The sequence below is a fragment of the Plantactinospora alkalitolerans genome, assembly GCF_015690345.1.
In the GTDB taxonomy this organism is placed as follows: domain Bacteria; phylum Actinomycetota; class Actinomycetes; order Mycobacteriales; family Micromonosporaceae; genus Plantactinospora; species Plantactinospora alkalitolerans.
Genome location: NZ_JADPUN010000207.1, coordinates 1 through 15473, shown reverse-complemented (window position 1 = coordinate 15473; position 15473 = coordinate 1). Strand labels below are relative to the sequence as shown.

Genomic DNA, 15473 nt, shown 5'->3' with positions numbered 1-15473 from the left:
GCGACAGGGAGCCGGGCGGCGGCGGGTAGCCCGGGGGACCGGAGGTCGGCGGCGGGTAGCCCGACGGCGTCGGACCGTCCGGCGGCAGGGAACCGGGTGGAAACGGATAGTCCGAGGGCCCCGAGGTGGGCGGCGGCAACGGCCGTGGCGCCTCGCCGACGGAGGTCTCCAGCGGTGTGCCGCGCAGCGCGGTGACCCAGGCCGCCGCGGCGGGCGGTCGGCGCTCGGCGGGCACCGCGACCATTGCCACGATCCCCCGGACGACCCGGTCCTGCCCCGTACCGAGCGCCCGGGTGAGCCGCTGGGTCATGCCGTCGATGTCGCCGGGCACCGGCATCTCGCCGGTGACGGCGTAGTAGACGGTCGCGCCGAGGGAGTAGCGGTCCGTGGCCGGGGTGTACTCGCCCCGAGCCAGGGACTCCGGTGCCATGAACGGCGCCGTGCCGTACAACCGGGCGGTGCCGCTGGTGCTGTGCAGCCGGACCAGGCCGAAGTCCACGAGGTAGGCCCGTCCGGCGCTGGAGACCAGGACGTTGGCGGGTTTGATGTCCCGGTGCAGGACGGGTATGCCGTCGGTGTCCCGGCCACTGTGCAGATAGTCGATGGCCTCGGCGATCGGCTCCAGCGGCGGAAGGATATCCAGCCCGTGGACCTCGCCGTTCTCCAGCATTTCCTGGAGGCTGCGGCCTTCGATCCACTTCATCACGAAGTAGAGTCGCGGCGCACCGTCCAGCGTGGAGCTCCCGGCCGGGTGCGGCGGCGGGCCGACGAACACCTCTTTGACCTTCACCAGCGCCGGATGTTCCAGTTGGGTCGCCAGCGCCGCCTGTAGCCGCAGGCCCTCCAGGCCACGGTCGGTCTGGTCCTCGCCGGGAACCCGCAAGATCTTCACCGCGTACGAGAACGTGACGTTACCGTGGTGCTCGCGAGCCCGCCAGACCTCGCCCTCACCGCCAGCAGCGCGCCGATCGATCAGCTCATACCGGTCCGGTGCGTCCGGTGGCCCCACGTGGCTGTACTGCGCATCTGACACGGCGATCATCCTGCCAGCGCCGTAGTGACGAATCCAAAATCGTATTCATATCGCAAGCCGGCACCGGCCGGGTGAATCGTCGCCGAGCCGGCCGTCGACCCGAGTTCCGCCCACTGTGGAGCCGACCGACTCGCGGTCCCGGTGTCATGCTGGTCGGCATGATCGTCTACGACAACATCGGCACGACCTACAGCGGCACCCGGCAACCCGACCCGAGGGTGGCCGCCCAGATCGTCGCGGCTCTCGGTGACGCGCGGACGGTCGTCAACGTCGGTGCCGGTACCGGTTCCTACGAGCCGCCGCAGACGGTGCTCGCGGTCGAACCCAGCTCGGTGATGATCGCGCAGCGGCCGGCGGGATCGGCGCCGGTCGTCCAGGCGGTCGCGGAGTCCATCCCGATCGAGGACGACCACGCCGACGCCGCCATGGCGCTGCTGACCGTGCACCACTGGACCGACCTCGAAGCGGGCATCGCGGAACTGCGGCGGGTCGCCCGGCGGCGGATCGTCGTACTGACCTGGGATCAGGAGGTCACCCGACGGTTCTGGCTGCTGAGCGAGTACCTGCCGGAGGCGGCGGCCTTCGACGACACCCGGGCCGTACCGGTCGACCGGCTCGCCGCGCTGCTCGGCAACGCGCGGGTGGAACCGGTGCCCGTGCCGCACGACTGCACCGACGGGTTCGGCGCCGCGTACTGGCGCCGGCCCGAGGCGTACCTCGATCCGGCCGTCCGGGCGGGGATGTCGATGCTTGCCCAGGTCGGGGACGAGGTCCTCGGGTCAGGTCTGGACCGGCTCGCCGCGGACCTGTCCTCCGGACGCTGGCACGAGCGGCACGCCGATCTGCTGGACCTCGACACATTCGACGGGGGATACCGGCTGCTCGTCGCGGAACTGTAGGGCAGGAGCCACGCTCAGGGGCAAACGGGCGGTGCCCGCCGCCCCTGCCGGGACGACGGGCACCGCCGATCGTGGCCTACCTCCGGGTCAACACCCGGCCGGTCCGCCGGTCAGATCCCGCCGAGCCGGGCGGGACACGGGTTCACCGGATCGAGTACGTAGTCGAGCGTGGTGACCAGGCTGGCCTGGATCTGCTGCCGCTTCACCTGGGGCACCCAGCCGTCCTTCGCGACGATGACGTCGTACTTGCCCTTCGCCAGCCACCAGGCGTACTTCCCCTGGTTGTTCGCCGACAACGTGTAGCCGGTGGCGGGGTCGCCGACCAGGTTGGCCCGGACCGTCGCCAGCAGCGGCACCTCGGCACCGCCACAGGTCCGGCCGATGACCGTGCCCTGGATCTTGCCCCAGCTTGCCGGCGGGGAGACGTTCATCTCCACCCCGATCACCGGAACCGGGTACGGGGTGTCGGTGACCAGGCCGATGTCCGCCGTGTAGGTGCCGGGCTGGGCGACGCCGGCCGCAGCCGTGGCGGTCAAACTGACCGTTACGACCTTCGACGCCCCGGCGGCCAGGGTGAAGGTGCTCGGCTCGGTGCTCAGCCAGGACGCCTCGTCGGCCTCCAGGCAGGCCTCCAGGCCACCCAGCCGTTCGGTTTCCGCCGACCCGACGAACGAACTCGGCGAGCCACCGACCTTGTACGCGCCACAGACGCCGGCACCCCGGTACCGGGCGAACTGCGCGTTCGGCAGGTTCACCCAGGCCCCGGCCACCGGGTCGTACGCCACCGTCCGGTTGGTGAGCACCGTCGAGTTGGCGGTGGCCCCACCGGCTAGCACCAGCATGCCGCCGGCCGCGGCGTACTGGGAGCCCCAGAGGTCGAGCGGCATGTCCGGCAGCGGCGACCAGGCGTTACCGGCCGGGTCGTAGACGTAGCCGTTCTTGAACTCCGCCGTGCCGACCCCGCCGGCACAGTAGACCTTGCCGCCGATGCCGCCGCAGGACATCCAGGAGGCGCCCTGCGGATAGTCGGCAACGCTGCCGAACCGGTTGGTCAACGGGTCGAACGTCGTCGCGTCGGCGGAGTCCGTGGAGCACTCGTTGTCGGCACAGCCACCGACGACGTACAGCTTGCCGCCGGCGACCGCGAAGGCGGCTGCCGCCCGTGGCTCCGGGTTCGTCACCCCGGGCAGCGTGCTCCACGTACCGGTGGCCGGGTTGAACACGTCGACCGTCGCCACCGGGGTGGAGCCCGTGCCCCAGCCGCCGAGGGCGTAGATCCGGCCGTTGAGCGCGGCGACCGCCGGCTTCGACCGGGCCGTCGGCATGTCCGGCAGCGCGGCCCAGGTGTTGACCGCCGGGTCGTACACCCAGGTCTTCCGTTCGTTGCCGGTGCCGCTGCCGCCACCGATCGAGTAGACCTTGCCGCCCAACGTCACCGCCGAGTTGTCGAAGACCGAGGCCGGGGCGTTGGCGACCCGGGTCCAGGCCTCGTCGATCAGTGGTGCTGCCGCGACGGTGTCCGTTCCCGCGCCGTACGCGATGCCGGTCCGGCTCTTGCTGATCCCCTTCATCGGGTGCTCGACCAGCTCCGCGCCCTTGGCGGAGAGCAGGCTGAACTGTCCGCCCCGTTCCAGCAACTGCACACTGGCGGGTGCGTTTCCGGTGTTGGTGACCGTCACCTTGACGTTGCGGGTGCTGCCGTACGGCTGATGCAGTTCCAGGTTCGTCGGGGTGACCGTCAGCCGGGCGGCCCGGAGGGCGAAGTTGGCCTGCCGGGTGCTGTCGGCGACCACCGTCACCGACTTGCTTTGTGCCTGGTACGACGCGAGCCTGGCGGTGAACGGCTGGGCACCGGTCAGGCTGGAGAAGAGCCAGTAGAAGCCGTCGGCGATGTTCGGGTCGTCCGGCGTCGCCGCCGAAACGCCCTTGTCCGCCGGCTGGCCGTCGCTGGCCACCGTGACACCGTTCAACGCCGCGCCGGTGTTGGCGTCGGTGGTGAAGCCGACGACCAGGCCACCCGGCTTCGGCGTGCAGAGCCGGTTGACCACCTGGACGTTGTCGACCTCCCACCACCAGGCGAAGGTGCCCCGGAAACGGAACCGGACCCGGACGTCCGCCGCCCCGGCCGCCGCGTCCAGCGGGACCTCCTCGACCCGTGGGCCGCGCCGGCTGGCCGTCTGCTTCCAGACGTTGGTCCAGGTGGTGCCGCCGTCGGTCGAGACGTCGACGTCGGCGGTGTCGCCGGTGCCGACGGCCCGCCAGTCGCTGTTGAACCGCAGCAGCGGCGCGTTGACCGCCGAGAAGTCCAGTGCCGGCGGGATCAGGTCGGTGTCCTGGGTGTTGCCACTGCCCAGCTTGTCACTGTCGATGATGGCGAAGTTGCCGGTGCCACCGGTCAGGTTGGTCCGGGCGCCCGGATCGTCGAACGCCCAGCCGCCCTTGTCGGTGCGGTTGACCACCGACCAGCCGGCCGGAGCCGTGCTGCCGTCGAAGCTCTCCGACAGCAGCGGTTCGCCGACCCCGGCGAGATAGCCTGCGGCGGTGCAGCTCGGCGAGACCTCAGCGCTGATGTTGAGGGCCCGGGTTCCGGTGCCGAGCGTGACGTCCGTGGTCACCGGCCGGTATCCGGGATAGTTGACCGTGGTGGTGAGCCGGTAGTCGGCGTTGCCGGGCACCGTGAACGAGTAGGCGCCGGTCACCGGGTTGGTGTAGACCGGACCGCCGGGTCGGCCCGGGATCTCGATCTTGGCGTACAGCGGCCAGCCGTGACCGGAGCCGTCGGTGACCTTGCCGGAGACGGTTGCCATCGGCGCCGCCGCCAGGGCGAAGTTCTGGGTGAGGACGTCGCCCCGGGCAACGGTCACCGTCGCCGTGGCGGCGGTGTAGCCGTACGCGGTGACGGTCAGCTCGTGCACCCCGACCGGTAGGACCAGCGCGTACTTCCCGTCCGCCCCGGTGACCGTGCTGAAGGTGCCGGTGACCACCCGGGCACCGGCGACCGGGTCCCCGGTGCCGGCCTTGGTGACGGTGCCGGTGACCCGGCCGGCGTCGCCGCGCGGTGCGGCGTTGACCGCCTGGTACGCGTTGAGCCGGCCCTCGCCGAAGGTGTTGTTGTCGTCGACGGTCCCGCCGCAGGTGAGCGCGTCGACGTCGGTGGCGGAGTCGTCGAGCAGTTGTTCGGTGGCCGCGACGTTGCCCTTCAGCGCCGGGGCGGCCGACCAGATCAGCGCGACGGTGGCGGAGACGTGCGGGGCCGCCATCGACGTGCCGCTGCCCACCCCGTAGCTGCTGCCGGGCAGGCTCGACCGGACGTTGCTGCCCGGTGCCGAGATGTTCGGCTTGATCCCGCCGTCGATGCTGGACGAGCCCCGGCCGGAGAAGCTGGAGATCGCGTTGTTGATGTCGTACGACCCCACCCCGTAGGTGTTGGGGTAATCGCCCGGGTTCTCCGTGGTGTTGCAGCCCGGGCCGTCGTTGCCGGCGGAGAAGCTGGGGAAGATGCCGGCGGAGCGCCAGGAGTCGACAAGCTGCTTGTACCACTCGTCGTCGCGGCCACCGCCCCAGGAGTTGTTGACGACGTCGGCGTGCAGATCCGGCCGGGCGTTGCCGCCGTTCAGGTCGGTCGGCGCGAGCACCCACTCACCGGCGGCGAGCAGGGAGCCGTCGGAGCAGGTGTTGGTCTCGCAGCCCTTGGCGGCGATCCAGCGGGCGCCGGGTGCGACGCCGGTCTGGTTGCCGGCACCGTCGTCGCCGACCATGGTTCCCATGGTGTGCGTGCCGTGGCCGTTGTTGTCGCAGGGTGCCGGGTTGGCGCAGATCTCGGCCGGGTCGAACCAGTTGTAATTGTGGTCGAAGGTGCCGCCGCCGGTGTTGCCCCGGTAGGCGCCGACCAGCGCCGGGTGGTCGAACTGGACGCCGCTGTCGATGTTGGCGACGACCAGGTCCTCACCCCGGGTGTCGAACTCGGACCACACCCGGGGGGCCTCGATGTTGCTGAGGTTCCACTCGACCGCGTTGGTGCCGGCGCCGGTGGTTGCCCGGATCGGTTCAGGTTCGATCAGTTCGTAGGTGCGACTCGGTTCGATGCGCTCCACTTCGGCGCGTGCCGCGATGGTGTCGACCAGGTCCCGGCCGCCCTCCACCCGGAGCACGTTGGCGATCCAGAAGGACCGGTACTTCGCGCCGACCTTGTCCAGCTCCGCGCGGAGTCCGCGCTGGCTGCGCTCTGCCGTGCCGGTGAGTTGCCGGTAGACCGCGGTGGCCCGGTCGTCCGAGTCGGCCAGCTTCGCCGCGCCGCTCAGGTCGGCCCGGTCCCGCAGGTAGACGGTGAAGGTGGCGGTGTCCTCGGTGGCCAGCTCGGTGAGCAGTTCGGCGCTCACCGTGGCCTCCGGTTCGGCCGCCGTGGCCACTGCGGGCTGCGCGGTGAGGCCGAGGATGACGGCGATCCCGACGGCGGTCATCCGCCAGAGTCTCAGCCGGCCAGGCTTGCCGGATCCGGATCGATGTGGCATGGGTCCTCCCCGCTTCTTCGGCATCCCGATCCGTTCGGGTGCCGGATCACCCAGCTCCGGGACGTCCGGCGCTGTCGGCACGCGTGGGTCCGACGTTTGCTCACGGACTGCGCCCCCCACATCGGCTTGGAGTAATGCTCTTGCTCCAGGGGGTAGTGATCAATGCCCGATCTCGGCCAGTATTGGGGCAGTAACCGGGCGTATTTCGGTCAGGGTCTAGTTATCTGACGGACATCGGTTAGCGTCGCTGTTGACTCGCTCGGCCAAACGAGTTTGGCTTGGGTCCGATTCGACGGGGGAGGAGTGGAGTGGGGTGGCAAACGGAGAAGTCCCGCTAGTGGTGTGCGTGTCCACGGACGTCGCGGTGCGGGAACGAGTGGTTCGACGCCTGGACGACTTCGGTACCGTCGTAATCTGCGCTGATCTGTCCGAATTGCGGGCGATGTTGTTTCCGTTGACCGGAAACGGCGCGGATCCGGAGCCCGGTCCGGTGAGCCTCGGCGACCTGTCGGTCGATCCGGGTGGACACCTGGTGACCTGGCGCGGTGAACCCCTGGCGCTGACCAGGTTGGAGCGGGAACTGCTCGCCCGGCTGGCGAGTGCGCCGCTCGGGGTGTGGACCTACGAGCGGCTGTTCGGGTCGGTCTGGGGCGGCGCCTACCTGGGCGACACCGCCATCCTGCACTCGGCCGTGAAGCGGCTGCGCCGCAAGTTGCGCGCCGTCGAAGGTGGACCGCAGGTGCAGACCGTGCGGGGCGTCGGCTACCGCCTCGCGCCGGGCCACTGAACGACCACGGCCCCGTGGAGCCACCCCGGGCACGCTGATCAGCGGCGGTCCGGGGAAGCCGCCCCGGCCTGCCGACGCGGTCACGCCGGGTCTGCCGATGCGGTCACGCCGGTCCGCCGACGTGGTCACGCGGGTCCGGTCACGCCGGTCCGGTCCGCCGGTCCGGGCACCCCGGTCCGGTCCGGCCCGCCGACGGCGGGCACCCCGGTCCGGTGCCGCCGTGCCACCATGACGGGCGTGACCACAGACCCCCCGTGGCTGGCACCGCCCGGCCAACCGGATCCTCCGGCCACCCAGCGGAGCCGGCGCTGGCTGGTCGCCGGTCTCGTGGGCTGGATCGTGGTGTTGCTGGCGGTGACCTACGTCTCGGTACGCCGCGACGAGCCGACCGTACGGGAGCAGCGCAGCATCGAGCAGGCGGGGCCGGTCGTGGACCGGACACTCGGCGACCTCGTCGCGGCGGCCGGACCGGACGTCGTCGTCGAACTCGCCGAGCGACGGCTGCGGACCGGCTGTGAAATCACGCTGTTCCGCAGCGGCGCCGCCATCGACGCGGCGATCACCGTCCGCGCCCCCGAAGCGGAGGCACCCGAGGTACTCGACCGGATTGCCAGCCGGCTGCCAGCGGCGTACCAGGCGGGTGTCCGACACCGGTCCGACGGTGCCGCCGACGCGCTGCGGGCCGATGCCGGCCAGTTCGTCGCGGTCGAGGGCGAGCTGGTCGAACCGGGCGTGGTGCGCCTGACCGTGCAGACCGGCTGCCGGCCGACCTCCGGCGAATCCGAAGAGCGGACGACATCTTCGCCGCCGCCGCCGACCGAGGAGGATCCGGTCCGGGTGCTCACCGCGCTCGGCGCGACCGATCTCGACCCGGTGGACCTGATCGCGGTCGACTGTCCGGGCCAGGGCACGGCCCGGACCGCCCGCTCCGCCGGCCGGGGGACCTCCACCGGCCCGCCCGGTGCGATGCTGCCCCGGCCCGTCGGCACCGTCGTCGTCACCGACACACCCGAGGTGTACGCCTATCGGACCGGCGCGGTCAGCGTGGTGGTCGAGAGCGGCGACGGCCGGATCCGGGTCGCCACCACCACCGGCTGCCCCGCCTGATCCGGTCCTTCTCAGTACACCAGCGCCTGGGCGCCGTCGGCCACCGACTCCTCGACGAACACCGCCGCCCCGGCGATCCGTACCCCGGGCAGCACGTCCGACTCGGTGATCTCCCGCCGGGCGGCGCACTGGGTGCAGAGGGTGACCCGACCGCTGCTCAGGATCACGTGCAGCAGTTCGGCCAGCGGCGCGGAGTGCGGAAGGTCGAACTCCTCGGCCCGGCCCGGCAGCGCGAACCAGCTCGATTCGCCGGTGAGCCAGAGTGACACGTCGACGCCGGACGCGACCGCGGTGGCGGCCACGGTGAACGCCTGGGCACAGCGTTCCGGTGAGTCCGAACCGGCGGTGGCCTTGACGACCAGGGTGCGAGCCATGCCGCCAGCATAGGATCAACCCGTCATGGTTACCGAGATTGGGTTCGTCAGCCTGCTGGTGGCGGGATTCGGCGCGCTCGCGGGTTGCCTGGTCTATCTGGCGGTACGCATTTCGAGAGGACGTTGGTGAGTGCGAGGAGTGAGCCGGTCTTGCGAGCCCCGCAGTCGCGAACGGAAGGGACGTTGGTGAGTGCGAGGAGTGAGCCGGTCTTGCGAGCCCCGCAGTCGCGAACGGAAGGGACGTTGGTGAGTGCGAGGAGTGAGCCGGTGAGCGAGAGCGACAGCGACAGCGACAACCCGATGCAGCCGCCGCCCTGGCTGAACGCGCCACCGGTCGACCCGTATCCCTACGAGGAGACGTACGACCTGCGCAAGGGCCCGGACCTGCATCCGGCCCTGCTCGGTCTGCTGCCGTACGTCGGGTTGTGGCGGGGGCGTGGCCGGGGCGGGTTCCCCACGATCGAGGACTTCGACTACGCGCAGGAGATCCGGATCAGCCACGACGGCCGACCGTTCCTGCACTACGAGTCCCGTTCCTGGCTGCTCGACGAGCAGAGCCAGCCGATCCGCCCGGCCGGCCGGGAGGTCGGCTGGTGGCGACCGGTCCTGAACGACGACGGCTCCGCGACCGACGAACTCGAGGTCATGCTGGCCGTTCCAACCGGGATCATGGAACTCCACCTCGGCAAGGTCACCGGCACCCGGGTCGAGATCGTCACCGACGCGGTGCTGCGTACGTCGACCGCCAAGGAGGTCACCGCCGGGCACCGCCTCTACGGGATCGTCGAGGGTGCTCTGCTCTACGCCCAGGACATGGCGGCGGTCGGGCACCCGCTCTCCCCGCACCTCTCGGCACGCCTGATCCGCGTCGGCGGCTGAGGTGTTAGGAAGGGCCCCTTCTTATACAGAAAACGATAAGAAGGGGCCCTTCCTTACACCCCTCTCCTCACACACGGCCTCATACATCGAAGCCGAGTAGGTCGCGCATGGCGGGGGTGTGCGGGGAGGCGGGCAGTGGGGTGCCGTCCAGCACGCGGACCTCGGCGAGCCCGCGTACGGACGAGGTGAACCAGACCCCGCCGGTCGCCCGCAGCTCCTCCGGGGCGACGTTGCGGCGAATTGGGGAGAAGCCCAGGTTCCCGGCGTGCCGAAGCAGCCAGTCGGCCGTCACGCCGGGCAGGATCCCGCTCTCGGCCGGTACGGTGCACAACTCGTCCCCGGCCAGCCAGACCAGGTTGGCGCTCGGCCCCTCCAGGGCGTACCCGTCGGTGGAGGTCCAGAGGACGTCGTCGACCCCGTTGGCCGCCGCCCAGCGCCGGGTGGCCTGATTCGGCCCGTACGAGATGCTCTTGACCCCGGCGAGCAGCCACGGCCGGCGGGTACGGGCGTCGGCGGCCACGCCGAGCGGAAGGGTGGCCACGGTGATTCCGTCCCGCCGGGCGCGACGGGACGCGGGCGGCACCTCGGCGAGGGTGGCGTAGACCGTGCCGGGTCCTCCGCCCTCCGGTCCCCGGGTGCAGACCAGCCGCAGCGCCCCCTCGGTCCCGGCCGGCCAGCCGGCGCAGGCGGTGTCGAGCAGTTCGCGGAGTGCGGCGGTGTCGGGCAACGGCAGGTCGAGGGCGGCCGCCGACCGGGTGAGCCGGGCCAGGTGGTCCCCGGCGAGCCAGGCACGTCCGGCCCGGACGTGCATGGTCTCGAAGAGGCCGTCGCCGTGCAGTACGCCCCGGTCGTCGGCGCGGATCACCGGCTCGTCGACCGGCACCACGCCTCGACCCAGCACGGCGACGATCACCTGCGGGTTCGGCATCCCATCGAGGCTAGCCGTCCTGGCCCTCCGGACGGTGCCCGGCGTTCCGCACTATGCTTTGCCGGTGTCGGAATCGTCGCTGGCGGAGATGCTGCGCTCCCGTGGACTGCGGCTGACCGCGCAGCGGCAGTTGGTCCTCGAAGCCGTGCTCGAACTCGGCCACGCCACGCCGGAGCAGGTGCACTCGGCGGTACGCGAGGTCGCCGCCGGAGTGAACATCACCACTATCTACCGCACCCTGGAATTACTCGAACGCCTCGGACTGGTTACCCATACGCACCTGTCCCACGGGTCACCGACGTACCACGCCGCGGGTGAGGACACCCACGTACACCTGGTCTGTCGGCTCTGCGGGTCGGTGGACGAGGTCGATCCGGAGGTTTTCGGGCCGCTGGCCGACAAGCTGGCGGCCGAGCGGGGCTTCCAGGTCGACATCGGGCACGTGGCGCTCTTCGGCGTCTGCGGCAGGACCGAGTGCGAGGAGCGGCGGGAATGATCGACATCGCGGGTGCCGTGACGGTGGAGGCCATCGACGAGCAGACCCGGGACCAGCCGGACCCGGAGCACGCGGCGGCGGGCGTACGCCCGGTGGCCGCCCACTACGGCGACCCGATGCGCGAGCAGCGGCTGCTCGCCACCGAGGTGGGCCTGGTCGACCGGTCGCACCGGGGAGTGATCGCCGTACCCGGGGCGGAGCGGACGAACTGGCTGCACACCCTGACCAGTCAGCACCTCGCCTCGCTCACCGCCGGCCAGGGCAGTGAGCTGCTGGTCCTCTCCCCGCACGGGCACGTCGAGCAGCACGCCATGGTCGCCGAGGACGGCGACACCACCTGGCTGGACACCGAGCCGGGGAACACCGCCGGGCTGCTGACGTACCTGGAGAAGATGCGTTTCTTCACCCCTGTCGACCCCCGGGACGCGACCGCCGACTGGGCGCTGCTGTCACTGGTCGGCCCGCGCGCGGGCGAGGCCGTCGCGGTGCTCGGGGTTACCGGGCTGGTCGAACCGGACGCGCTCGGCGTGCCGGGTCCGAAGTTCGCCGCCGGCTCCGTGCCACCCCGCCCGAGCATCGTGTACGACGTGAAGCCGCTGCCGGCCGGTGGCTGGGCCCGTCGAGTCCGGCTCGGAATCGATCTGCTGGTGCCGCGTGCCGCCATGGCGGAGGTGGTCGACGCGCTGACCGCCGCGGGAACGCCGGTCGCCGGGCTGTGGGCGTACGAGGCGCTGCGGGTGGCGGACCGGCTGCCCCGGGTCGGTTTCGAGACCGACCACCGGACCATTCCGGCCGAGGTCGGGCTGGTCGGTCCCGCCGTACACCTGGACAAGGGTTGTTACCGGGGTCAGGAGACGGTTGCCCGGGTGCACAACATGGGGCGTCCGCCGCGCCGGCTGGTACTGCTGCACTTCGACGGGGTGACCACCGACGAGCTGCCCGCCGTCGGCGCCCCGGTGACCGTCGAGGGTCGTACGGTCGGGTTCGTCGGTACGGCGGTCCGGCACTACGAGCTGGGTCCGGTCGCGCTCGCGGTGCTCAAGCGGTCGGTCCCGGACGACGCGGCGCTGATGGTCGGCGACTCCGCCGCCGCCGTCGACCCGGACTAGCGGCCGTCGACCCGGACCAGCGGCCGTCGACCCGGACTAGCGGCTGTCGACCCGGACCAGCGGCCGTCGACCCGGACCAGCGGCCGTCGGCTGGCGGTACCGGCCGGGGCTAGGATCGCCGGCATGACGACGACTGGGACGCTGATCACGGTCGCGCCGACCGGCGCGGAGTCGGCGAAGCTGGAGGTCCCGGCGTTGCCGGTGACCCTCGACGAGCTGCTGCTCACCGCGAAGGAGTGCGAGGCGCTCGGCGCCGCCGTGATCCACGTGCACATCCGGGACGACCAGGCCCGGCCCACCCTCGACGCCGGTCGGCTGCGGGACACGGTCGCGGCGCTGCGGGACGGCACCGACCTGATCGTGCAGCTCTCCACCGGTGGCGCGGTGACCGATCCGGAGGCGGACCGGCTGGCGGTGCTGGACGCCGGCCCGGAGATGGCCTCCTGCACGATGGGTACGGTCAACTTCGGCGACGACGTCTTCCTCAACCGCTGGGAGTTCATCGTCGACCTGCACACCCGGATGCAGGACCGGGGCATCGTGCCCGAGTACGAGATCTTCGACCTCGGCCACCTGACCGCGCTGCACCGCCTGCTCGACCGGTACGGCCTGCCGGCCGGCGGGCACGTGCACGTCGACTTCGTGATGGGTGTGCCGGGCGGCATGCCGGGCAGCACCGAGGCGCTGGTCGCCTGCCGGCAGGCGCTGCGGGACCTGCCGGAGGGGACGACCTTCTCGGCGACCGGCATCGGTCGGAGCACCATCCCGGTGATGCTCGCCTCGGTCTCGGCCGGCGGGCACCTGCGGGTCGGCATGGAGGACACCGTCACCTACGCCAAGGGGCGCCCGGTCGAGTCGAACCTGCAACTCGTGGCTCGCGCGGTCGGGCTCGCGCAGCTGGCCCAGCGCCCGCCGCTGGGTACCACGCAGGCGCGTGAGCTGCTGGGACTCGCACCACATCGCTAGAGCCGTCGGGGCATCGTCCCGGGCTGGTCGGTAAGGTCCCCGACCATGGGTGAGACTTACAACGGCGGCGTTCCGCTGGTGGAGGCGGTCCGGTCGGGCTTCGTGGAGTCCGTACACCGGGGTTCCGTGGTGGTGCTGGACGCCGACGGGGCGGTGCTGGCCTCGGCCGGCGACGTCCGGGCGCCGGTGTTTCCCCGTTCGTCGAACAAGCCGATGCAGGCGATCGGCATGATCCGCTCCGGGCTGCGCCTGGACGACCCGGCCGACCTGGCCGTGGTCTGCGCCAGCCATTACGGCGAGGACCACCATCTGGCGCGGATCGAGGCGCTGCTGCGTACCACCGGGCTGGACGAGTCGGCGTTGCGCTGCCCGCCGGACCTGCCGCTGTCGGACGACGCCCGCGACGCGGTGCTCCGGGCCGGCGGCAGCGCGTCCCGGCTCCGGATGAACTGTTCCGGCAAGCATGTCGGGATGCTGCTGACCTGCCAGGCCGCCGGCTGGCCGGTGGCGGGATACTGGCAGCCCGATCATCCGTTGCAGCAGCGGATCACCGCGACCGTCGAGGAGTTCACCGGCGAGTCTGCGGCGGCCGTCGGGGTGGACGGCTGCGGCGCTCCGGTACTGGCCGTTTCGCTGACCGGGCTGGCCGGGGCGTACCTGCGGCTGGTGTCGGCGGAGGAGGGTTCGGCGGCGCGCGCCGTCGCCGACGCGATGCGGGCCCATCCGTTGATGGTGGCCGGCACCGACGGGGACGACACCCGGCTGATGACCGGGATTCCCGGGCTGCTCGCCAAGAGCGGCGCGGAGGGCGTGGTCGCGGTGGCGCTGCCCGGGGTCGGGGCGGTGGCAATCAAGATCGATGACGGTGCGGCACGGGCCCGGATGCCGGTGCTGGTCTCGGCGCTGCGCCGACTGTCGGTGCACGGGGCGGCGTTGGATGCCCCGGTGCTCGACATCCTGGCCGAGTCGGTCCTGTCCGGCGGTGGCGAGCCCGTCGGCTCCGTACGCGCCCGCTGGTGATCGTCCGGCGGGCGGCGAGCGGCTCCTCCCTGAGACATCGCTAACTATCGCAAGCGTTTTGCTTGCAGGAGCAAGCGCGGCTCGCTACCGTCGGACTCATGGCCAATCCGAAGGACCTTCCCCGCGATGTCGGTGGGTTCATCCGTGACCTGCGCCGTAACGCGAAGATCTCATTGCGGCAGCTGGCCGAGCAGGCCGGGGTCAGCAACCCGTACCTGAGCCAGATCGAGCGCGGGCTGCGCAAGCCGAGCGCGGAGGTGCTCCAGCAGTTGGCCAGCGCCCTGCGCGTCTCCACCCCGGTGATGTACCTCCGCGCCGGGCTGCTCGACGACCGGGAGGGACAGGGGGTGCTCGCGGCCATCGCGGCCGATCCCGACCTCACCATGCCGCAGAAGCAGTCGCTGGCCCAGATCTACGAGACGTTCCGCCGGGAGAACCTCCGGCACGCCGAGCCGGACGACGTCGACGATGCCGGACTTCCCGAGCCCTTCGGCACCACCACCGGACCGACCACGCCGGCCGGCACCACCGCGTCCGCTGGCGGCGGTGCCGGATCGCCGGCTGAGGCCGTACTCGAATCCGTGGCGGTGACCGAGGCGGGCGCCGCCGCGGCACCGCCGACCAGCCCGTCGCCGACCAGCCCGTCGCCGACCAGCCCGTCGCCGACCAGCCCGTCGCCGACCAGCCCGTCGCCGACCAGCCCGTCGCCGACGAGCCCGTCGCCCGGTGCGGATGCCGCGTCCACGGCGAAGGTCGCACCCGTACCCGCACCCGCACCCGTGAAGAAGGTCGCCAAGAAGGCGATCAAGAAGGCCGCGCCGTCGGCCCCGCCGGCCACCCCGGCCACTGACGAGGAGAAGTAGCCATGAGCCAGCCCCGAACGACCCGCATCCCCGCCCCGCTCTACGCCGTGGCCGGCGCCGGAGACATCGCCTACCAGCAGCTCCGCCGGCTGCCCGCCGTGGTGAACGGGCTCGGCGACGAGGCCAGCCGGACCGAACTGCGGGACAAGGCGGTGGCGACCACCGCCGAACTGCGCGAGAAGGCGGTACTGACGCTGCGCAACGCCAGCACCGCCCCGGCGACGCTGCGCAACCGCGCGGCCAACGGCGAGTTGGACCTCGACCGGCTGCGCGAGGCGACCATCCGGAACGCGGCAGTGGTGGTGGCCGGTGCCCAGGCAGCCCAGGAGCGGGCCCTCGCCGTCTACGGCGAACTCGTCGCCCGGGGCGAGCGGGTTGTCGGCTCGGGCGTCGTACAGGCCGCCGACACGGTGAACGCCGACATTGAGGCGACCGAGACCCCGGCGGTGACCGCCACCCCGGCCAGCAGCACCCCGGCCGACGTCGTCGAGCAGGTCAAGG

15 protein-coding genes are annotated in these 15473 nt (G+C 71.7%); 11 read left to right on the top strand and 4 right to left on the bottom strand.

The window, feature by feature from the left end:
- On the bottom strand, positions 1-1033 hold a 1033-nt coding region (locus I0C86_RS22765), incomplete at its 3' end, for a serine/threonine-protein kinase (protein ID WP_196203306.1).
- Positions 1034-1191: 158 nt separating this feature from the next.
- Between I0C86_RS22765 and I0C86_RS22760 the strand changes: the two genes are divergently transcribed.
- On the top strand, positions 1192-1932 hold the full coding sequence (locus I0C86_RS22760; protein WP_196203305.1) for a class I SAM-dependent methyltransferase: 741 nt from the start codon (positions 1192-1194) through the stop codon (positions 1930-1932).
- Between the two features lie 110 nt (positions 1933-2042).
- Here I0C86_RS22760 and I0C86_RS22755 read toward each other — a convergent pair whose 3' ends face one another.
- Positions 2043-6443, bottom strand: coding sequence for a S8 family serine peptidase (locus tag I0C86_RS22755; RefSeq protein ID WP_407676339.1), 4401 nt, complete (start codon positions 6441-6443; stop codon positions 2043-2045).
- Between the two features lie 313 nt (positions 6444-6756).
- On the opposite strand from I0C86_RS22755, the gene I0C86_RS22750 reads away from it, so the two are divergent.
- The gene (locus tag I0C86_RS22750; protein WP_196203301.1) at positions 6757-7230 is read left to right on the top strand and encodes a winged helix-turn-helix domain-containing protein; all 474 of its coding nucleotides are present in this window, start codon (positions 6757-6759) and stop codon (positions 7228-7230) included.
- Positions 7231-7467: 237 nt separating this feature from the next.
- Complete coding sequence (locus I0C86_RS22745; RefSeq protein WP_196203300.1) at positions 7468-8337, top strand: hypothetical protein; 870 nt, start codon at positions 7468-7470, stop codon at positions 8335-8337.
- A gap of 11 nt (positions 8338-8348) precedes the next feature.
- On the opposite strand, the gene I0C86_RS22740 is transcribed toward I0C86_RS22745, so the two are convergent.
- Positions 8349-8711, bottom strand: coding sequence for a DsrE family protein (locus tag I0C86_RS22740; RefSeq protein WP_196203298.1), 363 nt, complete (start codon positions 8709-8711; stop codon positions 8349-8351).
- A 25-nt stretch (positions 8712-8736) separates the two neighbouring features.
- Between I0C86_RS22740 and mtfM the strand changes: the two genes are divergently transcribed.
- On the top strand, positions 8737-8841 hold the full coding sequence (mtfM, locus tag I0C86_RS44770) for a small membrane protein MtfM (RefSeq protein ID WP_267145312.1): 105 nt from the start codon (positions 8737-8739) through the stop codon (positions 8839-8841).
- 170 nt (positions 8842-9011) lie between these two features.
- Positions 9012-9590: an FABP family protein gene (locus tag I0C86_RS22735; protein WP_196203308.1), complete on the top strand. Its 579-nt coding sequence runs from the start codon at positions 9012-9014 to the stop codon at positions 9588-9590.
- 79 nt (positions 9591-9669) lie between these two features.
- Here the strand turns inward: I0C86_RS22735 and I0C86_RS22730 are convergent, their stop codons facing one another.
- Positions 9670-10518 (bottom strand): aminotransferase class IV, encoded by an 849-nt coding sequence (locus I0C86_RS22730; protein WP_196203297.1) that lies wholly within the window; start codon positions 10516-10518, stop codon positions 9670-9672.
- Positions 10519-10582: 64 nt separating this feature from the next.
- On the opposite strand from I0C86_RS22730, the gene I0C86_RS22725 reads away from it, so the two are divergent.
- The 6 genes from I0C86_RS22725 to I0C86_RS22700 all read left to right on the top strand — a co-directional run.
- Positions 10583-11014 (top strand): Fur family transcriptional regulator, encoded by a 432-nt coding sequence (locus tag I0C86_RS22725; protein WP_196203295.1) that lies wholly within the window; start codon positions 10583-10585, stop codon positions 11012-11014.
- Complete coding sequence (ygfZ, locus tag I0C86_RS22720; protein ID WP_196203294.1) at positions 11011-12123, top strand: CAF17-like 4Fe-4S cluster assembly/insertion protein YgfZ; 1113 nt, start codon at positions 11011-11013, stop codon at positions 12121-12123. The genes I0C86_RS22725 and ygfZ overlap by 4 nt, the downstream gene beginning before the upstream one ends.
- 123 nt (positions 12124-12246) lie before the next feature.
- Positions 12247-13089: a BKACE family enzyme gene (locus tag I0C86_RS22715; RefSeq protein WP_196203293.1), complete on the top strand. Its 843-nt coding sequence runs from the start codon at positions 12247-12249 to the stop codon at positions 13087-13089.
- A gap of 45 nt (positions 13090-13134) precedes the next feature.
- The gene (locus tag I0C86_RS22710; protein WP_196203292.1) at positions 13135-14109 is read left to right on the top strand and encodes an asparaginase; all 975 of its coding nucleotides are present in this window, start codon (positions 13135-13137) and stop codon (positions 14107-14109) included.
- A 98-nt stretch (positions 14110-14207) separates the two neighbouring features.
- Positions 14208-14972 carry a helix-turn-helix domain-containing protein gene (locus tag I0C86_RS22705; protein WP_196203291.1) on the top strand — a complete coding sequence of 255 codons (765 nt, stop codon included), beginning with the start codon at positions 14208-14210 and terminating at the stop codon, positions 14970-14972.
- A 2-nt stretch (positions 14973-14974) separates the two neighbouring features.
- The coding region (locus I0C86_RS22700) for a hypothetical protein (protein ID WP_196203290.1) at positions 14975-15473 on the top strand (499 nt) is incomplete at its 3' end.